Below are 22,138 nucleotides of genomic sequence, written 5' to 3'. Positions count from 1 at the left end.
AAGTAGGCCTAGCCCCGAAACTTATCCTACTTGCCGGCCAGGTACCGATGCCGGTATTTGAGGGGTGTACACCCTTTGATCTGCTTGAACTGACGGGCAATGTTCCGGGTGTCGTTGAGGCCCAGATCCATGGCAATCTCAAACACCGCCTGATCGGTTTCGAGTAATTTTTTGGCGAATTTCTCGATGCGTAAATTCTGGATGTACTTGTAGATCGGGTAGCCGATCACCTGCTGGAAACGCATTTCGAGCGACCGTCTCGACAGGGGGACCTGCTTCACCACATCGTCGACCTGTAGGTTCTTGTCGATGTTCTGGTGGATGTATTTGAGCGATACGGCAATGTATTCGTCGGGGGTGGCGTAAATGTCGGTCGATTGGCGGGTAATGACCTGAGTTGGCTCTACAACGATGTCGTAGCCCTCGGTTATTTCTTTGCGGATTAGCCGGTCGAGGAGGTGGGCGGCATCGTAACCCCCTTTCTCGGCATCGAGGGTGATGCTGGACAGGGGCGGATCGGAGAGTTCGCAGAACATCTCGTCATTGTCGACGCCCAGTACGGCCACCTCTTCGGGAATGCGGATGCCCGAATGCCGACAGGCCTCCGTAATGTGCTGCCCCAGCCGGTCGTCGCAGGTCATGATCGCGATGGGTTTGGGCAATGAGACCAGCCAGTCGCTCAGTGAACTGGGCTTGTAGTACCACAACTCACTGGAACGGGCTTTTTTATGTTCGAAATACGTGACCTGGTACCCCGCCCGCGTGACCCGTTCCTCAAACCCTTCCGCCCGCTCCCGCGACCAGACGATGTTGCTGAAGCCGTAAAAAGCAAAGTGCTGGAACCCCTTTTTCAGGAAGTAATCGGCACCCATCGCGCCCGTTTCGCGGTAAGCCCCGGTAATGTTGGGAATATCCGTAAAACGCTCTTTAAAGTCCTGCGCAATGACGGGAATGCCCGCCTGCACGATCTTCTCAACACTGACATCATTGTACAACTGTCCCACAATACCGTCGGCTTCCCACTCCCGCGCCCAGTCGAGGATGCCGTCGATGCCCATCGTTTCCCGATGAAAAAGCGGCATCCGGCAAAATACCCAGGGGCCATGTTCCCGCGAATATTTGGTAATGCCTTTCAGCAGGCTCTTGCTGTACTCTTCCGAAAAGTCGATTAACAGAATAATCTTGTGCATGGGGAATGGTGAAAGAGCGAAAGCGTGAATGAGTGAAAGAGCGGCTCGCCGGTGAGTTTTACCGATCTTTCACGCTTTCGCTCTTTAAGTTAATCGTCGCATTACTCACCAAAGGCGTTGCCCAGAACCCGATACTGACAATGTAACCCAGCGTGATGAGCATGAGCAGCATGGCCCAGCGCAAGCCCACCAGTTCGGCCACTCCGCCGATGAGGAGCGGGGTCAACGCCCCCCCAACGATGCCGGTACACAGGATACCCGAAAAGGTGCCATGATGATGAGGCACCGAATTGAGGGCCAGCGAAAAAATGATCGACCACATCACCGACGCAAAAAAACCAGTGGCCGGTAAGGCAAAAAGGGCCCATTCTTTAGTGCCAAACAGCCCGATGATCAGCATCAAAATGGCACCCATCGTAAAGACAATCAGTACTTTGCGGCTATCGGCGAATTTGAGCAGCACCAGCCCCAGCACACAGCCAACGGTCATCAGTCCCCAGAAATAAGCCACGGCCGTAGCACCCGTCGTGGCCGGATCGACGCCATGATACAGTTGCAGAAATTTTGACATCCAGTTGGCGATACCCTGCTCCGTGCCGACGTACGCAAAAATTCCGGCAAAAAAAAGAAGAACCGTTCGGTTACGCAGCAGTTCGCGGAGCGTGCCGCCTACCTCGATCCGTTCGTCGTCGCGCAGAACCACCGCCGGAAACCGGATCAGGCCCATCACCACGATCATGAGCAGGGTAGTGACGGCGAAGACCCAGTACAGAGACACCCATTCAAAGTGCAGCGGCACCAGCCGGTTGAGTAGCTGAATAATAAAAGACGGATCATCGGTATGCACGGTGCGAACAAAATAGCTGTACAGCAGCGGGCTTAAAAAGGAAGCTGCCCCGGTAAAAAGCTGCGCCAGTACCGAATTGAACGCAAAATGCTCTTCGCCCCCCGCCACCCGAAGCAGCGGGTTGATGGCTACCTGTAACATCGCCATACCCATGCCAATGGAAAAGAGCGAGACCAGTGCCACCGAAAAATGGGGAATCAGCGCGAAGAGCAGCGCCCCCAGCAACGCCAGTATAAAAGCGCCGATCAGTACTGGTTTCTCGTGGTATTTCTCCACCAGAATACCCGATGGCATGGACACACCGTACGCGACAAAAAAAGCAAATGGAAGAAAACCCGCTAATCCGATGCTGAGCTGAAAACTGTCAACCAGATCGGGGATAATGGGTCCCAGAATGTTGGTCAGGAAAGAAATGACAAAGAAAATCAGCAGAATCAGGACGACCAGCAGCGGGTTTCGTTTCATAGTTTTTCAGGAGAGTGAAGGGTGCTTTAGACAAACGCCATATCTTCAGGATATGGCGTTTGTCTAAAGCAAAAACCGGTGGGTTTTATACCAGTTGGCGCACCAGCGCAGCCGCGCCCAACAGGGCAATGTTCTCGTTCTGCGACTGGAAAATCTGTAGTCGACGCAGCGTTACCGGATACGCAAAGTCGGCCATACTCTCGTACATCGTTGCCCGGAAAAATGGGTACGCTTTGGCAATGGAGCCGCCCAGCACAATTACTTCGGGATCGTATGTGTAAAGCACCGCTTTAACGGCCACCCCGAAATGGTTGCCGAAATCAGCCCATAGCTTCAGCGCGTTTTTATCGCCTAAGGTAGCCGACAAACTGGCCTCCAGCGCCGTTGTGCCATGAACGGACTCGAAAAACTGCGTGGCAGCATACGACTCTATATTTTTGTCGAGGTAGGGCAGCAGCCCGATTTCGCCCGCCCCGCAGTTGCTGCCCGCATACAACTGATTGTCGATGATGATGCCCGACCCCAGCCCCGTTCCGATGGACATGCCCACCGCCGACCGGTACCCTTTGGCGAGTCCAAACTGATGTTCACCGAGAATAAAGCAGTTTACATCGTTATTAACGAAAACGGGAAGGTCGAACTCTTTCTCCAGAATATCGCGCAGGGCAACCTCCTCCCAGGAAGGGATATTGGCGACGTTGTAGACAATTCCCCGGTCAATATCTACCACCGACGGCACTCCGATGCCGATGCTGTTTACGGAACCGTCCGCAAAGGGCTGGATAAGCGCGATAAGCTGCGCCAGGGTAGCCGAAAGGGAATCTTTTTGTTCCAGCGCCATGCTCCGCTGGCGAACAATTATGCCATTATCGACCAGACCAACACGCACATTGGTTCCGCCTAAGTCAACTCCGATAGTCATAGAAAGCAGTTTTTGGTTTTAATCTATACGGCTGGTAAGACACTATAGATTTGTACTGGTAACGATCACCGCCCGGCTCGATCGCCCGGCGCTGTCAAAGCTTTTTACCTTCACGGTCCCCGTTACAGGTACTGGATTTTTGTATAAGGTCGATTGGGTGGTTGGTTCGGAGCCGTCGGTTGTGTAACGGATCGACAGACCCGGCAACTCGACATTAGCGAACAGTTTCCCGTTGTCGATGCGGGCCCCCGGTGGTGGAAGCCGGTAGGCATACCCTCCGTTGATGCGGGCCAGCCGGGGCAGGTCTTTCTGCGCGAGCGTATTGGCAAACACGTTCCAGCCCGCGCTGATGGCTTTTTCGCGGGCCGCTCGATTCTCGATGGTTTCCCAGGCGCGTTCCGGTGCCCAGGCACTCTCGGCAAAACCCATCAGTTTAGGCAGCATATAGTATTCGGCCATGTCGCGGCCTTTGACGGTCTCGCTCCAAAGCTGAGCTTCAAGGCCCCGAATGTTTTTCCGGGCTTCTGGCTTCATCCGTTCCAGACCGGTAAAGTCGAGGGGTTTGCCCATAGACGTTTTATAGGTTGTCTTAAACATATCGAACGGGGCAAACGCCCAACTATTGCGGGTATCGACGTAGCCCGCCCAATAAAGTCCCGGCTCGCGCGGATCGTTGGTATAGGCCATATCGAAGTAAAAGTTCGACACGTTACACAGCACGACCGGATAACCGGCGTTTGCCAGCCGGTTGCCCAGGTCGGGGTCGAACAGGTTATTCCAAATGTACGGAACGACTTTCTGGCCCACAAAGGCCGGGTTGGGTACATACGATCCCGCTGCCGATTTGGTGAGGGCAACTTCCTCCCAACCGTGAACTTCCAGGTTGCGTTTTTTGAGCCGTTTCAGCAGGTTCTGAAAGAAATAGGCCTGTAAATTCTTCGGGTCGCCAAGAGTTGGGTTTTCTTTCAGCAGTTTGGCCGCAACGGGCGATTGGGTCCAGGCACCCTCCGGTACTTCGTCGCCACCGGCGTGCATAACATCCATGGGTACTCCGGCTTCTTTGTACAGTTTGGTGATCTCATCCACCACTTTTTCGTAGAAACGATAGGTGGATTCCTGCCCAACGCTCACCACGTTGTCGGTGTACCCTTGTGCGGACAGGTAGACGGATTTGTCGTTGGGGTCGATGAGCCGGTATTCGTTCGCTTCGCGTTCGTTACCTTCCTTCATCAACCGTTCGTAGCGGGCTTCCATGGCTTTGATGGCGGCCCGCGCGTGCCCCGGAAAGTTCAGTTCAGGAATCACTTTGATATGCCGTTCCTTCGCGTATTTCAGGATTTCGACAAAATCAGCTTTGGTATAATAGCCGCTGCCGTATCTCCCGTCGGCGTATGCTTTGGGGCCGGAGCCATAGGCGGGGTGCAGCACCGGCGTTTCTTTGCCGGACGTATGCTGCCGTTGGGCACCTACGTTGGTTAGCTCGGGGAGACCGTCGATTTCGAGTCGCCAGCCTTCGTCTTCGGTGGTGTAAAACAGGAACTGGTTGACTTTGTAAAAGGCCAGCAGGTCAAGTATACGCAGAATGGTTTCTTTCGTCTGGAAATTCCGGCTGACGTCCAGGTGCAACCCCCGAAACGCGAAACGGGGCGCATCTTCGATCTGGGTATACTGTAGCGAAACGGCCGCGCTGGGCGTCAGGTAGGCTTGGGTGGGCAGGAGGGCCAGCAGGCTCTGTATGCCATAAAACACCCCGGCGGCATTGCTTCCGGTAATGGAAACCCCGGTTCCGTCGATACCAAGCCGGTACGCTTCGCTGGCCGTGCCGTTAACGCTCACATTGCCTGTTTTCAGGAAAATACCCGCTTTGGGGGGTGTTTCGGTCGTTACTGAAATGTCTTTCCCGGTCAGGGCTTTCAGTTTCTGCTTCAGAAAATTCGCTTCGCTTTCGAGCCCTTTTTCGGCGTAGATCGGCATGGACGCGGTCAGAGCCAGCGTTTCCGTGCCGGTCGTCAATTTAACGGGCGAGGGGATTATTTTCTGGAGCTGTTCGGCCGGGAGCAGCGAAACCGACAGGTTGTTTTGGTAGGTATTTTCGGGGGTGTAGCGGGGTTCCAGATCATTGACGCCCCGCAGTGCCTGCTCCTTTCGGGTAAACGGCCGGATGGTATAGTTGGCGATTTCGGCAACGGTTTCTTCCTTGCCCGCTTTGTCGTACAACACAACGTACAGGCCCAGGGGCGCATCGGTAAGTTTGGTGACGGCTTCGGTGCCTTCATAGCTTATTTCGGTCGAGGCACCGGGTTTAAGTGTAAATCCTTTGTTCGGGACGAGCGTATACCAGTCGCCGTTGATATGCCGAACCGTGGCCAGCTGGGGCGTTTTTGGCGTGATAATCGGGCGGGGGGACATGTTGAAGAACAACGCCCAGTTGGCATCCGTGAGCGTTTGGTCGCTGTTGTTTTTGATCGTAAAACGGGCTTCGAATCCATCTTTCACGTTTGTGAAATTACTGACCAGCTCCCAGGAGACCACCAGTTGACGCCCCGCTTCGCCGTCTGCCGTGAGTGACTGCCGACAGCCGGAAATGCCAGCCAGGACCAGAAAAAGGAGGGTGGCGAAAAAACCAATACGCATAAATAGTCAGGTTAAGTAGCCTATATAGTACGCAAATCAGTACTAAAGATACTATTGCCGTACCTGTGCTTTTTTATTTTTAGATGACACCCCAACCGAGCCGACTGATTTCGCTGGATGCCATGCGTGGATTTACCATTGCCGCCATGATCGTTGCCAATTTTCCGGGGAGTGAAGAGTTCGTGTATTTCACGCTGCGGCATTCCCGCTGGAACGGGCTGTCGTTCACGGATCTCATTGCGCCGTTTTTCCTGTTCATCGTGGGCGTTTCCATTGTGCTGGCCTACGCCCGGAAGCGAGCCGATGGGCCTCCAAAAGGGCCGCTGATGCAGAAAATCGTCTTTCGGTCGCTGAAAATCTTTGCTGTGGGCATGTTCCTGAACCTGATGCCCGATTTCGACTTTGCCAATCTGCGCTGGACGGGTACCCTCCATCGAATCGCCATTGTCTTTCTGGTCTGTGCCCTGCTTTTTCTGACCACCAACCGGAAGCAGCAACTGGGAATTGCCGCCCTTACACTGCTGGCCTACTGGCTGGCCATGACCCGGATTCCCACGCCCGATGTGGGTCGCGTGGTGCTGGAACCGGGCCAGAATCTGGCCGCCTGGCTTGACCGACGCTACCTGCCCGGCCGCATGTGGCAGGGCACCTGGGACCCTGAGGGCATCCTCAGCACGTTTCCGTCTATCGTAACGGGCATCCTGGGTATGCTGGCCGGTCGGCTGATGACTAGTTCCGTCAGCCCGACCGAAAAGGTGTCGTACCTCATGACGGCGGGGCTATTTACAGCGGTTTTGGGGTATTTCTGGGGGCTGACATTCCCGGTCAACGAAAACCTCTGGACGAGTTCGTTCGTGCTGGTGACCGCCGGTTTTGCGGCTCTTGTGCTCGGGGCCGTTTATTTTCTGGTCGATGTGCTGGGGTACACGTCCGGCACGAAACCGGGGATTATTTTCGGAGCCAACGCTATTGCGGTCTACGTACTGGCCGACCTGTCAGCGCTCGTTTTCTACCGGCTTACCGTTGGCGGAAAGGCATTGAATGAGCAGGCGGTAACGGGACTGACGGCCGCGGGTGTGCCGCCTGAACTCGCGAGTCTGTTGTACGCCCTGCTGTTCGTGGGCATCAATTTTATCCCGGCTTATATGCTGTACCAGCGGCAGATTTTCATAAAACTTTGAGCCTGTATAGGGTAGGGGTCACCCCCAATTTTCCTTACGCATGACAACGACCCTGATCTAATCCTTGCCTGATCCATTCATAGTACTTCCATGAAAAACCTGCCCTTTTTTGATTTGGCCGTTATTGCCGCCTACCTCGTCGCGATGGTGCTGGTGGGCGTTTATTTCTCCCGGAAAAACAAAAACGCCGATCAGTTTACCAAAGCGTCGGGGCTTATTCCGGGCTGGGCAACCGGTTTGTCCATCTACGCGACGTTTCTGAGCAGCAACACTTTTCTGGGTGTGCCGGGGAAAGCCTTCGGCGGCAATTGGAACTCATTCGTGTTCAGTCTGTCCATGCCTCTGGCGGCTTATATGGCCTCTCGCTTTTTTGTGCCCTTTTACCGGCAAACGGGCGAAATATCGGCCTACACGCATCTGGAACACCGCTTCGGGCCGTGGGCCAGAACCTACGCCGTAGTCTGTTTTCTGCTTACACAACTGGCCCGAATGGGCTCGATCTTCCTCGGCATTGCCCTGAGTTTGCAGGCGCTAACGGGCTTTTCCATGCAGATGATCATGGTCGTCATGGGCGTTTGTATCATCATTTATACCGTTCTGGGTGGCATGGAAGCGGTTATCTGGACTGAGGTGGTGCAGGCGGTGGTCAAAACGTTTGGCGCCTTACTGATCCTGTATCTCATCGTGCAGGCCATGCCGGGGGGCGTTACCAGCATCGTAGACATTGGAACCACGCACGATAAATTCAGTCTGGGTACGTTCTCGCCCGATTTTACCCAGTCGTCATTCTGGGTGGTGCTGCTGTATGGGTTCTTCATCAACCTCAATAATTTCGGGATGGACCAGAATTATATCCAGCGCTACCACACCACGGCATCAGCCAAAGAAGCGTCTAAATCGCTCTGGCTTTGCGTATGGCTGTATGTTCCGGCTTCGCTGCTCTTTTTTGTGATCGGTTCCTGCCTGTTCGCCTATTACCAGATCCACCCCGAATTCATCGACGCCATCAAGCAGAAAGTGGCGCTGGACCGGTTGCCCGCTACGGCGTCGGCGGCCGAGGTGTCGCGGTTGGTGACTTCGCTGCAACCCGCGGATTATGGCGATAAAGTGATGCCGCATTTTATGGTGACCAACGTGCCACCGGGTCTGATGGGGCTGATTATTTCCGCTATTCTGTCGGCGGCCATGAGCACCATTAGCTCGGGCATGAATGCGTCGGCGACGGTCTTTACCGAAGATATTTACAAGCGCTACATCAACCCCAATCCCAGCCCGAAAAAACAACTGGCGCTGCTACACCTGGCTACGGTGGCGGTTGGGGTAATGGGGCTGGCTGCGGGCTTGGCCATGATCGGGGTGAAAAGTATTCTGGATGCCTGGTGGACGCTTTCGGGTATATTTGCGGCTGGTATGCTGGGCTTGTTCCTGCTGGGGCTGATCAGTCGGCGCACCAGCAGTCACGAAGCCCTGACGGCCACGGTCATCGGTGTGCTGGTCATTCTCTGGATGACCTTCTCCGGCAGCCTGCCCGCCGAGTATGGCTACCTCCGGAATCCGTTGCACAGCAACATGATTATCGTGGTAGGCACGCTCACCATTTTCCTCATCGGTGTACTCCTGACAAAACTAAAAAATGGCCGTTCAACGCCCAGCGAGCAGACGGCTGCTCTGGTTAAATGATTGATATGAAAACAGCGACTAAAGGCTTCATTCCGGTGATGCTCACGCCCTTTACCGATTCGGGTTCTATTGATTTCGACGCCCTGACGCGGCTCACCGAGTTTTACCTGGAAGCCGGTGCGGCCGGTATGTTCGCTAATTGCCTGTCGAGCGAGATGTTCGAACTGAGCGAATCGGAGCGGCTTCAGCTCATTCGTCACGTCATCAAAGTGGTAAACGGGGCGGTGCCGGTCGTGGCAACGGGCACCTTTGGCGGGCCGATGGAGCAACAGGCCGATTTTATTAAACAGGTCCACGACACCGGCACCGAGGCCGTCATTCTGATAACGGGTTTACTGGCCGACGAAGCCGATTCGGAGGCTGTGTTTACTGAAAACGTTTTTCAGTTGCTGGATTATACGGAAAGCATCCCGGTCGGGTTTTACGAATGCCCGGTTCCTTACAAACGCCTGATCTCGCCCGAAAATCTTAAGTTGTTTGTCGACACAGGCCGGGTCATTTATCACAAAGATACCTGCCTCGATATTCACCAGATCGAGGAGAAACTCCGGCTGGCTTCCCGCCCCGGCTTTGGTCTGTATGATGCCTACATGGCCCATGCCGTAGCGTCGCTGAAAGCCGGTTCGGCGGGGCTTTCGTGCATTCAGGGCAACTACTTTCCCGAACTGATCGTCTGGCTTTGTCAGCATTATGACGATGCCGAACAGCCCGGGAAAGTAGCCCGTGTGCAGCAGTTTCTAATCGACAAAATGGATGTGATGCACCAGGTATACCCCATCACGTCGAAGTATTTTCTGCAGCAGCGCGGGCTCGATCTTTCTACCTTTACCCGCCGGGAGGTAGGTACGTTTACGCCGGAAATTGCCCGGCAGATCAATGGTTTACTGGCCGACTACACCCGGTTACAGGAGGAATTAGCCTAAGCCGACTTATTCCCAGCCCCCGCCCAGCGCCCTGTACAGGTCGGTGAGCGACAGAAACTGCGACTGCTTCGTATTGATGACCGCCAGTTCCGCTTCCAGCACCGATCGCTGCGCCGTAATGACTTCCAGATAGGAGGCATAACCGCCTGAAAACAGGTCGTTCGACGTGGCAACGGCATTTTCGAGTACATCGACTTCCTGCTCCTGTAGGTCCACTACGGAGCGGAAGTTTTCGACTCCCCGCAGGCTGGTAACGACTTCCCCGAAGCCGGTCACGATGGTTTGCTGATAGCGGTAGAAGGCCTCCCGGCTCTGCGCTTCGGACTGCCGGAAGTTGGCTTTTACGAAACGGCGGTTGATGACCGGTCCTGCCAGACCACCCAGTATACCAGCCGCAATGGACGCCGGGTCGAACAGCGATGCGGCCCGGAAGGAGTTCAGTCCCATGTAGGCCGACAGGTTCAGGCTCGGCAAAAATTCTGCCCGTACGGCTTCCACGTCGATATTGGCGGCTGCCAGTTCAAGTTCGGCCTGCCGGATATCGGGTCTGCGGGCGAGCATCCGGGCGGGCAGGCCCGTGAGTACCTGGCCGGGCAACGCCCGTTCCCGAAGCGATTTGCCCCGGGCGATGGCTTGCGGATACCGGCCCAGCAATCGGTTCAACTGGTTTTCGGCTTCGATAATTTGCTGCTGAATCTGTTTTTCCCGGCTCCGGGTGTTGAGAAGTTGGGCCGCAAATTGCTGAACGGCCAGCTCCGTAACCCGACCGGCCTGCTTCTGAATCCGAACCAGGTCAAGCGCCCGTTGCTGAAGAGCAATGTTCTTCTGAATAATCTCCTGCTCGCCGTCCAGCGCCAGCAACGAATAGTAGTAACGGGCCACTTCGGCAACCAGGGCTGTTATGACGGCGTGACGCCCTTTTTCGGATGCCAGAAACCGGACGTACGCGGCCTTTTTACGGTTGCGGAGCTTGCCCCATATATCAATTTCCCAGGTAGAGCGAGCACCCAGAAAATAATCGGGGGTCGGGTTGGGGATTACCAGGTTTCCCCGAATATTATCCGACAGGTTCGTGTCGAAGTTACCCACCCCATTCAGGGTGGTTCGTCCGTACCGGTCAAGTCCCGCCGAGCCCACCGCGTTTACCTGCGGAGCCAAGAACCCCCGGCTGTAGTCGAAGGAGGCTCTGGCCATTTCGATCCGCTGGGTGGCAATGCGTAAGTCCAGATTATCGGCCAGTGCCGTGTCGATGAGCTGCACCAGATTCGGGTCGTCGAAGAACTGCCGCCAGTTCTGGCTGGCAATACCGACAGAATCGGTACTACCCACAAACAAAACGGGCGTTTGCCGGGCCTTTGGCGGCTGCATGATACGAGGCACCTGACAGCCGCTCAGCAGAAGCAGCCCAGTTACGAAATAACAACTGATTCGGGTCAATTTAAGATTGAATGACTTTTCCATTAACGTGAGGTTGGGTGGGCACGGGAACGACACCCGCATGGGTTTGCTTTGGGTGATGGGGATTCGGTTCATTGTCTTCCGTGTTTTTGGATGCGAACCGTTCTGAAAGTTTGGCGAAAATGACGTACAGGCCCGGTATAATCACCAGTCCGAAAATGGTGCCGGTAAACATGCCGCCAGCCGCTGCCGTACCGATGGAGCGGTTACCCAGAGCACCGGCACCGGATGCCATACAGAGCGGAATCAGACCGGCAATGAAGGCGAAGGACGTCATCAGAATAGGGCGCAGTCGGGATACGGCCCCCTCCAGCGCGGCTTCTATAATAGAAAGCCCTTCTTTCTGGCGTTGGTTGGCAAACTCCACGATCAGAATGGCGTTTTTACCGAGCAGACCAATAAGCATAACCAGGGCTACCTGCGCGTAAATGTTGTTTTGCAGACCTGCCAGTTGCAGAAAGGCAAACGAGCCAAAAACGCCCGTCGGCAGCGACAAAAGTACTGGCAGGGGCAGAAACAGACTTTCGTACTGGGCTACCAGCAGCAGGTACACGAACACCAGACAGATGGCGAAAATGTAGATCGCCTGATCGCCCGACATCACTTCCTCCCGCGACATCCCCGACCATTCGTAGGCGTATCCTTTGGGTAATTCCTTGGTGGCTACTTCCTGAATGGCCTTAATGACGTCGCCACTGCTATAGCCGGGGGCGGCATCTCCGTTTATCATCGCCGACGTGTACATGTTGTAGCGTGTAAGCTGCTCCGGGCCGTACACCCGCTCCAGCGTAACAAAGTTGGAATACGGCACCATCTCGCCCTGGTCGTTCTTGACGCGCATCGACAGCACATCTTCGGGTTTGGTTCGGTAGCTGGGAGCCGCCTGCACCATCACTTTGTACATCTGCCCGAACCGGATGAAGTTCGACGCGTAGTAACTGCCCATCAGGGTTTGCAGGGTGCTCATGGCATTGTCGATCGACACGCCTTTCTGGGACGCTTTCTCCTGGTCGACGTGCAGCATATACTGCGGAAAGCTGGGGTCAAAACTGGTAAACGCATTTCCGATTTCGGGGCGTCGTTTCAGGGCGTCGATAAAGTCCCGCGCTACCGTGGCGGTTTTGTTCAGGTCGTCGCTGCGTCCCCGGTCCAGCATCCGCAGTTCAAAGCCGCTTGAGTTACCGAAGCCCGGCACCGTAGGCGGAGGAAAGAACTGAATGCTGGCGTCGGTGATGCCTTTGGTTTTGTCTTCGAGCGTAGTTATCAGTTCCTGCAACGACTCTTTCCGCTCTTCCCAGGGTTTGAGGTTGATCATGGCCATGCCGTACGAAGCCCCGGCGCCGTCGGTAAGCAGACTGAACCCGGCCAGTGTCGAGACGTTATCGACCGATTCCTGCTCCGAGGCAACCGCTTCGATCGCGTCCAGTACTTTCTCGGTGCGGCTCACGGTGGCCCCTACGGGTGTGGTTACGTTAACGTACAGCATCCCTTGGTCTTCGGTGGGGATGAAGCCCCCCGGCAACACGGTGCTGATACCCCAGGTGGCCGCAACGAACAGCAGCAGCAGCCCCCATGTGATGATTCCCCGACTCACGACCCGGCGGAGCAGCCCCTGGTACCAGCTTGCCAGCGATTCGTACCCCCGGTTGAATTTGACAAAGAAGCGGCCCAGCAACCCTGTCTTTTCGCCGTGCATCGGCCGGAGCAGAATGGCGCAAAGGGCGGGAGTAAGCGTGAGCGCATTGATCCCCGAAATAACAATGGCAATTGCCAGCGTAAGCGAGAACTGCCGGTAGAAAATACCCACTGGTCCCGACATAAAGGCGACTGGTACGAACACCGCCGACATCACCAGCGTAATAGCTACAATGGCCCCGGCAATATCACCCATAGCGGCAAAGGTGGCGGCTCGGGGCGTCAAGCCGTCTTCTTCCATCTTGGCATGGACGGCCTCCACCACCACAATGGCATTGTCGACCACGATACCGATGGCCAGTACCAGCGCAAACAGGGTGAGCAGGTTGATGGAAAAGTCGATGGCGCTCATGAAGGCAAACGTGCCCACCAGGGCCACCGGCACCGCCAGCGCGCAGATGAGTGTTGAGCGCCAGTCCTGCAAAAAGAGGAAAACGATGATGAATACCAGAATGAAGGCCTCGATGAGGGTGCGAATCACCTCGTGGATGGACGCATCCAGAAAGCGTGAAACGTCGTAGGCGTAGTTGTAGGTCATTCCTGCCGGAAACGACGTTTCCTTCAACTCGGCCATGCGCTTTTTCACGTTGGCAATGACGTCGCTGGCGTTGGAGCCGGGGCGCTGCTTAAGCATGATAGCCGCCGAGGGGCGACCGTCGTTTTTGGACAATACGCCGTAATCCAGCGAGCCAAATTCCACATCAGCCACGTCTTTCAGTCGCAGCAGCGAGCCGTCTGCATTGGCCCGCAGCACAATGTTTTCGTACTGGGCCGGTTCGAAAAACTTACCGGTATAGCGGAGTACGTACTGGAGCTCCTGCGGTGTCCGGTCGGCGCTTTCGCCCGCTTTGCCGGGGGCGGCTTCTACGTTCTGCTTCCGGATGCCGGCAATGACTTCATCGGCCGAAATGTCATAGGCCGTCATGCGGTCGGGTTTGAGCCACACGCGCATGGAGTAATCCCGACTACCCATAATAGCGGCAAAGCCAACCCCGTCGATGCGTTTGAGTTCGGCCAGCACGTTGATATCGGCGAAGTTGTAAATGAATTTTTCATCCACCTTCGGGTCGTCGCTCACAATGTTGAGGTAGAGGAGCATACTATTCACCTCTTTCTCGGTCACAACACCGGCTTTGATCACCTCTTCGGGAAGTTCGTCCATCACCGTTGTCACCCGATTCTGCACGTTGACGGCTGCCAGATCGGGGTCCGTTCCGACCTTGAAAAACACCTGGATCAGGGTGGAGCCGTCGTTCCCCGAAATAGAGGTCATATAGGTCATATTAGGCACCCCGTTGATGGCGCGTTCGAGCGGGGTGGCTACCGCTTTCACGCACACATCGGCGCTGGCCCCGGTGTATTTGGTCGTTACCGTTACGGACGGGGGAACGATGTCGGGAAACTGCGTAACGGGCAGGCTGGTAAGAGCCAGTACACCCAGCAATACGATCAATACGGAGATGACCGTTGAGAGTAATGGCCTTTTAATGAAGGTGTTAAACATAAGTGAGTCAGTCTACAAAAACGAAGAAACGGGAGAGGGAAGCAGTCGGCCTTCGTTAGCGGGCAGCGGCATAGAGTGCCTGCAGGCTACTGGGCGCCAATGGTTTGGGCACAATGGTCATTCCATCTTTCAGGCTCTGGATGCCTTCGTAAACAATGCGGTCGCCCTCTTTGAGACCCGATTGAACGATATAGAACTGGTCGACCCGGCTGCTGGGGACAAAACTTCTGCTTTTAATTTTATTATTGGCGTCGACCACGTATACGAAGTTTTTGTCCTGTACTTCAAAGACAGCTTTCTGGGGTACCAGAAGGGCATCGTCTACGTCGTTGCTCATTCGGATTTTACCCGTAGCGCCATGCCGCAGCAGCTGCTTGGGGTTGGGGAAGCTGGCCCGGAAGGCAATGGTGCCGGAGTTGCCTTCAAAAACTGTCTCGGTCGTTTCAATTTTACCTTTGTATGGGTACACCGAATCGTCGGCCAGAAGTAGCTCCACTTCACGGATGGTTGCTTTGTTGGGGTCGTGCCGTTTTTTGATGAAGGCGAGGTACTCTTTCTCCGATACGTTGAAGTACGCGTACATCTGGCGGAGGTCAGAGATGCTGGTGAGCAGCGCCCCCTGTTCAATCAGGCTCCCCCGCTTGAACGGTATCCGGTTGATTACGCCATCGAACGGTGCCCGGATGCTGGTCAGCGATACGTGAAAGCGGGCCTTGTTCAGGGCGGCTTTCGCCCCGTCGATAGCGGCTTTGGCCGTTTCCATCTTGGCGCGGGCGAGTTTGGATTCGGAGGGAGAGATGATTTTTTTCTCCACGAGCAACTTTACCCGGTCCATTTCTACCTCGGCCGATTGTGCTTCCGCGCTGGCGCTTTCGAGATTAGCGATTGCCCTCGCCACTTCAACCTGGTATTCGGTTCCGTTGAGTTGAAACAGCAGTTGTCCTTTATGAACTGGCTGCCCTTCGTCTACCAGGATATTGTCCAGATACCCGGCAACTCTGGCCCGAACTTCCACATTCTGAACGGCTTCCAGTTCGCTGGCGTAGTCGCGGTCGAGGGTGGCTTCCTGTTTGCTGAGTTGGATGGTTGGGAGCGTCGGGGCTGATTCTGCCTGCTTTTGTTCGGGTTGAGACGAACAGCTGGTCAATACGACGCTGACAAATAGGGCTAGTATGCCGGAATAATAGTACATAAAGAAAAGTTAATCTGAGAAGGGGTGTTTTCGAGGTTAGCGACGATCCGTTTGTGGATTGGTACGCTGAATCCATCGGTAAGTAGGCACACCCAACTAAGGAACAGATTAGAAAAATATTAGAATTTCATTAGAGAGGTCCCGGAAGTTGATTTTTGCCTTGAAAAAACACAAATACGGAGTTGACTTCGCCGAATCGGGCGGACAATGGCAGGGCATAGGCCAGCCATCTGTATGGCGAAACGCGAATTATGTTTACCTTTTGGGGCAGGTTGTCGTATGTTGGTTTTGTGACAGCGTACCCATTTTACAACCCTTCGGCTGATAACCGACTCTTACCTGCTCAACCTGTTATCTACATGAAATTCCTTTATAGTATTCTCTTCCTGTCCGGCCTTATCTTTACACTTTCCTGTCAACGGCAGGCTTGTCAGAATCCACCTCCCGCTTACACGGTGGCCTTTACAAATGCTCAGGGGCAAGCGTTCATTAACGACTCCTTACAAGCGGCCACACTTCGTTTAAGTTCTATTTCGTCTGCCGGCGTACGCACTGTACTTTCACCGGTGGATTTTAGACCGGTCGCTTCCAATGACCGCTATAAATTCGTCTACCAGGTAGGGTACAGCCTGTTTGATAAAAACGAACAGAACCGGTTTACGGTAGAGTTGAACAATAATGCACTCGGTAGCCTTGAGTTAAAGAGCCAGCGAGATAACAGTAAATGCGATGGATGGATGCACCTAACCGAGGTTCGCTTCAATGATCAGGTAGTTGGTCGAAGTGCGGACAATGTAACGTATGCGATCAAGTTGAATTTATAAGTTGACATGCCGTTTCTTTGTCTAATAACAGAAATTATGAATAGCCCCCTTTTCCAGTCCCTGCCTTTAGTGATTATGGTTTTGCACCTTATTGCTTACGTAGTTGGTATAACGCTGGGAATTTTTGGTATTCAAGCGCTTCGTAAATACTTGCGTGAATAAGCCTGGGTTGCCTGATGCCAAACGAACCTGGACAGATCGTACTCAACTGCTGACTTACCAACGAGGGCAGGGGAGTGTTGGCGTTACTCTTCGTTTGGAATAGCCATATGCCCGTTAGGTCGTTCCGGTGTTTATCGACGCGCCGTAGGTACGTAATAACGGGTACGACTAAGCCGATCCACCAGAGTACTGTGGGGCGGTCACACCTCCTTGACTTGTGCGGGGATCTTGTTTTTGACCTTTGGTGCAGATTTCCCGGCATTGGCCGGAGGGAAGCAAATGGTTACCGACGTTCCTTCGCCTTGGGTACTTTGGATCGTCAATAGCCCTTTATTAAGCGTAACGAACTCCCGGCAGATGGCGAGTCCCAGACCCGTACCTTTTTCGCCGGCTGTTCCCGGAGTCGACCCGATCTGGTTGGTGAGCTGGTTCAACCTCTCAAATGCTATACCAACGCCCGAATCCTGAATAGTCAGTCCCATGTAGCCATCGATCAAACCTGTGGTTATACCAATACGACCGCCAACGGGGGTAAACTTAATGGCATTGTGAAGCAGATTCCGAATTACGATCTGAATTTGATGTTCATCGACAATGACCAGGGCTGGCTCGTAATGGGTAGTGAGCGTCAACTGTTTCATCTGGCGGTCCCCCATGAAGAGCCTGACGACCATTTCGGCCTGTTCGGACAGGTCTGTTTCAACCGGATGGGCTCGCAGATTACTTCGCTGAAACATGGACCAGTGAAGCAGGTTGTCCAGCGTTACATACACACTATCTACCAGTTGCGCCAACTGGTTCGTGCGCTGCCTGAAATCGGCCGGGGAAAGGTAACCCTCCTGAACGCCTATCAGCTGGGTTTTTAAACTGGCAATGGGGCTTCGCAGGTCGTGACCGATGATACCAAAGAGCTTATCTTTTACCCGGTTCAGTTCGTTCAGCTTCTCATTAGCCTGTTGTAACTCGCTGTTCTGACGTTGAATAACGTTGTGAATGTTGACTGCCGATTCTCTGAAAAGGTCCCCTACATAGAACACTATGCAAAATATACTACCGCCGGAAATCAGCTGTCCTATCTCAAACGGGAGGTGCAGGTAGTGAAAGATCAGGAGTCTGGCTGCCAGGTAGTTAATGGCTAAAAAAATGACGGCCACCAGGGTGATTCTGCTTTCTATAAAAATAATGCAGAAGATGCCTATCATTATAAAATTAAGCTCCAGATGCACATCCACATGAGCAAGGAGCCGGAGATAGAAGATAACATTGGTAAAGATGTAGATAGCACCTACGAAGTACCAGAATGCCAGCTGAATAGTATACCGGTAAATGAACCAAAGCGTTGGAACTATTGCAACCAGGTACGTTAAATTACCAGGCACCCGGTCTACTTTATGGTTGAAGACGTTGATCGTTACACTCGTTAAGACGATCAGCAGACTAAACCAGCAGGTACTCATCAAGGTTACAAACCGGAGCCGGTCGAAGGCCGATAATCTGTCAAGATGATCGGCCGGGTATAGTTTTTTGCTGAGATTTAGCCAGTTCATGCTTCTGTAAAAGAGGGATGACTACCCGCTGAAACGGATTGTACGTTCAGTTTAGGTTAACGGGTGACGAGAATGGCTGTCCGGGAATTGTCAGGTCAAACTCAATCCTGACGGTTGTTCCCTGGCCAAGTTCACTCTGTATACTGAAATCACCCTGATTGAGTCGTATAAATTCGCGGCAGATTTCCAGCCCCAGTCCCGAACTGTTTTCACTGACGGTAGCCTGTTCCAGCAACGAACTTCTCACCCGCTGCAGTTTATCAACCGACATACCGATACCGGAGTCGATAAGCTGTACGACGCCCCGGCCATGCTGCTGACCGGTGTAGAAACGAATGCTTCCCCCTGGCGGAGTGAACTTAATGGCATTATGGAGCAGATTGCGGACTACAATTTGGAGTTGGTATTCGTCGGCCGTAATAAGTGCGGGCTCATGCCGGGTGGTTACAAGGAGCTGTTTCTGCTGGATCTGGCTGCTAAACAGATCGAGGGCGGTTTCGGCCAGAATACTCAGATCGAAGGAGGTGGGCCAAACCCTGAGCCCTCCCCGCTGAAGCATCGACCAGTTCAGCAGGTTGTCGGTCGTGTTGTACAGGCCATCGGCCAGGTGTTGAACGCTGGTCAGGCGGGCGTTACCTACGGTTAAAGCGGGCGACGCATTAATCAGGTTGGCAAGTTGAACTTTTAGGGCGGCCATTGGGCTGCGCAGGTCGTGACCGATGACACCGAAAAGTTTATCTTTTAATTTGTTTATTTTCAGCAACTGATTGGCTTTCTCTTCAATCTCGGCTTTTTGACTAGCCAACAGGCATTTAGTCGTTCGTTCGCGACGGAAAACGATAAATAGTCCAAGCGCCAGTAGCATAAACGCCGACGCTAACAGCATTAGTAGCTTTTGGCTTCGTTGTTGCGCCTGAAATTCTTCCTGGCTTTGCTTCAGCATAAATCTGCGCAACGCAGCATCTTTCTGCAGAAGCTCAATAGTTTGCTGCTTTTGGGCGACCTGATACTGTGCCTCGACCTGGGCCACGGCTTTGGCTTTCTCCGCCGTGAATAGACTATCCTTAATAGCGCTCAATTGCCGTAGATGAGCCAGCGTTGCCGGGTACCGTTTCTGTGCTTCTTCAATAGCAATCAATGTGCTCAGTGTAGACTGAATTTGGCTTAGATGCCCTTTTTTTAGTGCCAGTTTATACGCCTTTTGGGCATAAACAAAAGACGAATCTAATTTCCCCAGTTGCTGATAAGCCAGTGCGTAAATCTCATAGGTATCAGAAACAGGATAGTCAATGAGCTTATGGCGAAACGACTCATTCATATACCGAATGGTCTCAATAGGTCGTTTCTGTTTTATTAAGTTGCTACCCACGCGTATTGCTGCTTCATTTATTTGTGTCTCATCATGATGTGCAATGAAGTAGTCAAGTGATCTTTTTAGGTATAGGTAAGCCAGTGCATAGTCTCCTTTTTTCTCATAGATAATGGCCAGCACGTCATTAGCTGACATTGGGAGTTCATGATTTTCCAGATGTTTAGCGGCTACCTGTCTGGTCAACTGGTCTAGTTTCTGTGCATAAATAAGTGCTTTCGTAAGCTCATTTATGTCTATGTGAACAAGTGTTAATAGCTGTAATGAATGACACATATAAACACTGTCCCGGAGTGCTTCGTGGAGATTTCGGGGCCGTTGACCAGCCGATTTCGTAGCAAACTGACCACTCACCCTGTATCAGCCTGACACCTCTAACCAATAGATTGCCAGTTATTTAACCTGGTCAGTTTAAGGTGAAATCACCCGTCAGCCGAATCCGAAATCGACTGGTCAACCCCGCCGAAATGTCCAAGTTACCCCGAAAGACACGCCGAAAGCAGGCACGGTAGCCAGCAATGACAGCGATCCGCAGGGCTTGCCCTTGACCTACACGACGGGACAACCGACTTCGGGAACGGTGGTAATGAGTCCGACGGGTTCTTATACCTACACCCCGGCACCGGGTTACACGGGTCCGGCCAGCTTCACCTACTCGGTCTGCAACAGCGCGGGCAAGTGTGATGTGGCTACGGTGAGTGTGCTGGTACAGTCACCATCCAACCAGCCACCGGTCGTCGTGGGCGAACCTGTCGTGACCGATATGGGCAAGCCCGTTACGGTCTGTATGCCCATCATTGATGCCGATCTGGCGGATGTACACAGCGTGACTGTTTGTGGTCAGCCCGGCACGGGTACTGGTACAATTAGTACGAGTGTCAATAACAGCACCGGATCAACTCATCAGGTGTGCGTAACTTATACGCCAACGCCCACCTTCACGGGATCGACGACCGCCTGTATCACGGTTTGTGATGCGTCGGGAGCCTGTACCACAACAATTATTCCCATAACGGTGAACCCCGCCAGCCAGACGATGGCGCTACCTCAGTCACCGATGGTGATTGTCGTGCCCATCGTAACGCCGAAAGACACGCCCGCTCAGGTATGTATGACTATCGTTGACCCCAATATCAGCGATATCCACTCGGTGAGTGTGTGCAGCAGCCCAACCAAAGGCTCGGCAACGGCAATCGTTACGAATACCGGATTGCCCCACCAGTTGTGTGTCACCTATAGCCCAGCATCGGGCAGTGTAGGAGCGGATGCCATTTGTTTGGTGGTGTGTGACTCTACGGGTCTGTGTACGCAGGTTATCGTGCCGATTACGATTGTTGATCCGGTTACTCCGGGCACAACACCGGTTGCTCCCGTGGTAACGCCGACACCGATTGTAACGCCAGCGGGTACGCCCATAGTTGTCTGCACGGGTATTACCGATACGATCGGCGACATCCACACGGCGACCATTTGTGGTCAGCCCTCCAGTGGTTCGGCTACGGTGAGTGTCGATAATGTTACGCATGCTTTGTGCGTAACCTACACGCCGGGCAGTACGCCTGTCAGCACGACACTTTGTGTGCAGGTGTGTGATCAGAACAATCTATGTACCACGGTCATCATGCCAGTTACGGTGCTGACTGCACCGAAAGTACTCCTGCTGCCGCATGTATGGCTGCAGGGTGCGCTCTTCGGGGTGACCTCGCCAACCGGCCTGATGCGGGACGACCTGCGTGTGAAAAAATACCTGCCTGCTGCAAGTCCATATACCAGTTGGACATCCATCACCACAATAGGTCCGGTAAGTAACACGGCGGTGGTATTCGGAGTAACGGGTAACGATGCGATTGTCGACTGGGTCTTTGTCGAACTACGCAGTCCGTCGAATTTCTCCCTGGTTGTCGACAGTCGTCCGGCGCTGGTGCAACGGGATGGTGACATTGTCGAGATCGACGGTATTTCGCCCGTGGCCTTCAATGCTTCTCAGGGTAGCTACTATGTAGCCGTCCGGCATCGCAACCACTTAGGGGTGATGACGGCCAGTGCCATTCCATTAAGTCTGACGGGTACGAGTGTGGACTTCCGCAACCCGGCAACACCGACGTATCGGGTCACTACAACCAGTGCCATCAACCAGGCACAGGTAACGGTGATGCAGGGCGTGGCTATGTGGGCGGGTAATGTCTTATACGACAAGGCCGTGATCTATCAGGGAACGGGCAACGATGTGTCGCCTATCTCGAATCAGGTCAAAGGACCGCTCAATATTGCCGGTAACCCCAGCTACATTCTTAACGGGTATTATACCGGCGATGTGAATTTGGACGGTCGGACGATCTACCAGGGAACGGGCAATGATGTGAACTACATCTACCTGAACGTGACCAAAAACCACCCTGGTAATGCCGCTGCCCAGAACTTCTTTGTCATCCGTGAACAATTGCCGTAAGGCGTTGGGAAGCCGGTTTTAACCGGCTTCCCTAACTGATTTTACCACTTGCATACCTCCGTGTTACGTTGATTTTCCGAGTTAATTAAAACGAAA

At 53.7% G+C, this 22,138-nt stretch carries 14 protein-coding genes; 5 read left to right on the top strand and 9 right to left on the bottom strand.

All coding sequences use genetic code 11. The annotated features are described in order from the left end of the window. Positions 1-26 precede the first annotated feature (26 nt). The 4 genes from ACYVJM_RS11000 to ACYVJM_RS10985 all read right to left on the bottom strand — a co-directional run bounded on the left by ACYVJM_RS11000 (position 27) and on the right by ACYVJM_RS10985 (position 6,058). A complete protein-coding gene (locus ACYVJM_RS11000; protein WP_461148271.1) occupies positions 27-1,190 on the bottom strand; it encodes a XylR family transcriptional regulator in 1,164 nt (387 codons plus the stop codon). A 58-nt stretch (positions 1,191-1,248) separates the two neighbouring features. Next, on the bottom strand, positions 1,249-2,502 hold the full coding sequence (locus ACYVJM_RS10995) for an MFS transporter (RefSeq protein ID WP_461148270.1): 1,254 nt from the start codon (positions 2,500-2,502) through the stop codon (positions 1,249-1,251). 85 nt (positions 2,503-2,587) lie between these two features. Then, positions 2,588-3,424, bottom strand: a complete 837-nt coding sequence (locus ACYVJM_RS10990) for an ROK family protein (RefSeq protein ID WP_461148269.1) — start codon at positions 3,422-3,424, stop codon at positions 2,588-2,590. A gap of 42 nt (positions 3,425-3,466) precedes the next feature. Further along, positions 3,467-6,058 (bottom strand): family 20 glycosylhydrolase, encoded by a 2,592-nt coding sequence (locus tag ACYVJM_RS10985; RefSeq protein WP_461148268.1) that lies wholly within the window; start codon positions 6,056-6,058, stop codon positions 3,467-3,469. 83 nt (positions 6,059-6,141) lie between these two features. Between ACYVJM_RS10985 and ACYVJM_RS10980 the strand changes: the two genes are divergently transcribed. From ACYVJM_RS10980 to ACYVJM_RS10970, 3 genes are all read left to right on the top strand, one after another. Continuing rightward, a complete protein-coding gene (locus ACYVJM_RS10980; protein ID WP_461148267.1) occupies positions 6,142-7,239 on the top strand; it encodes an acyltransferase family protein in 1,098 nt (365 codons plus the stop codon). Between the two features lie 90 nt (positions 7,240-7,329). Next, positions 7,330-8,919 carry a sodium:solute symporter family protein gene (locus ACYVJM_RS10975; RefSeq protein WP_461148266.1) on the top strand — a complete coding sequence of 530 codons (1,590 nt, stop codon included), beginning with the start codon at positions 7,330-7,332 and terminating at the stop codon, positions 8,917-8,919. After that, positions 8,916-9,842 (top strand): dihydrodipicolinate synthase family protein, encoded by a 927-nt coding sequence (locus ACYVJM_RS10970; RefSeq protein WP_461148265.1) that lies wholly within the window; start codon positions 8,916-8,918, stop codon positions 9,840-9,842. The genes ACYVJM_RS10975 and ACYVJM_RS10970 overlap by 4 nt, the downstream gene beginning before the upstream one ends. Positions 9,843-9,848: 6 nt before the next feature. Here ACYVJM_RS10970 and ACYVJM_RS10965 read toward each other — a convergent pair whose 3' ends face one another. From ACYVJM_RS10965 to ACYVJM_RS10955, 3 genes are read right to left on the bottom strand one after another with little or no spacing between them, the layout of a single operon-like run. After that, entirely contained in the window at positions 9,849-11,303 is a 1,455-nt protein-coding gene (locus tag ACYVJM_RS10965; protein ID WP_461148649.1) for a TolC family protein, read from the bottom strand. Further along, entirely contained in the window at positions 11,281-14,499 is a 3,219-nt protein-coding gene (locus tag ACYVJM_RS10960; protein ID WP_461148264.1) for an efflux RND transporter permease subunit, read from the bottom strand. The genes ACYVJM_RS10965 and ACYVJM_RS10960 overlap by 23 nt, the downstream gene beginning before the upstream one ends. 55 nt (positions 14,500-14,554) lie before the next feature. After that, positions 14,555-15,691, bottom strand: a complete 1,137-nt coding sequence (locus ACYVJM_RS10955) for an efflux RND transporter periplasmic adaptor subunit (RefSeq protein ID WP_461148263.1) — start codon at positions 15,689-15,691, stop codon at positions 14,555-14,557. Between the two features lie 359 nt (positions 15,692-16,050). Between ACYVJM_RS10955 and ACYVJM_RS10950 the strand changes: the two genes are divergently transcribed. After that, positions 16,051-16,515: a hypothetical protein gene (locus ACYVJM_RS10950; protein ID WP_461148262.1), complete on the top strand. Its 465-nt coding sequence runs from the start codon at positions 16,051-16,053 to the stop codon at positions 16,513-16,515. 362 nt (positions 16,516-16,877) lie between these two features. On the opposite strand, the gene ACYVJM_RS10945 is transcribed toward ACYVJM_RS10950, so the two are convergent. Then, the gene (locus tag ACYVJM_RS10945) at positions 16,878-18,224 is read right to left on the bottom strand and encodes a sensor histidine kinase (protein ID WP_461148261.1); all 1,347 of its coding nucleotides are present in this window, start codon (positions 18,222-18,224) and stop codon (positions 16,878-16,880) included. Positions 18,225-18,270: 46 nt separating this feature from the next. Continuing rightward, the gene (locus tag ACYVJM_RS10940; RefSeq protein WP_461148260.1) at positions 18,271-19,731 is read right to left on the bottom strand and encodes an ATP-binding protein; all 1,461 of its coding nucleotides are present in this window, start codon (positions 19,729-19,731) and stop codon (positions 18,271-18,273) included. A 283-nt stretch (positions 19,732-20,014) separates the two neighbouring features. Between ACYVJM_RS10940 and ACYVJM_RS10935 the strand changes: the two genes are divergently transcribed. After that, positions 20,015-22,042 carry an Ig-like domain-containing protein gene (locus ACYVJM_RS10935; protein WP_461148648.1) on the top strand — a complete coding sequence of 676 codons (2,028 nt, stop codon included), beginning with the start codon at positions 20,015-20,017 and terminating at the stop codon, positions 22,040-22,042. Positions 22,043-22,138: the final 96 nt, after the last annotated feature.

Source organism: Spirosoma pulveris (assembly GCF_054781875.1).
Note: the sequence above shows the minus strand (reverse complement) of the source record. Positions and strands in the feature narration are given on the sequence as shown.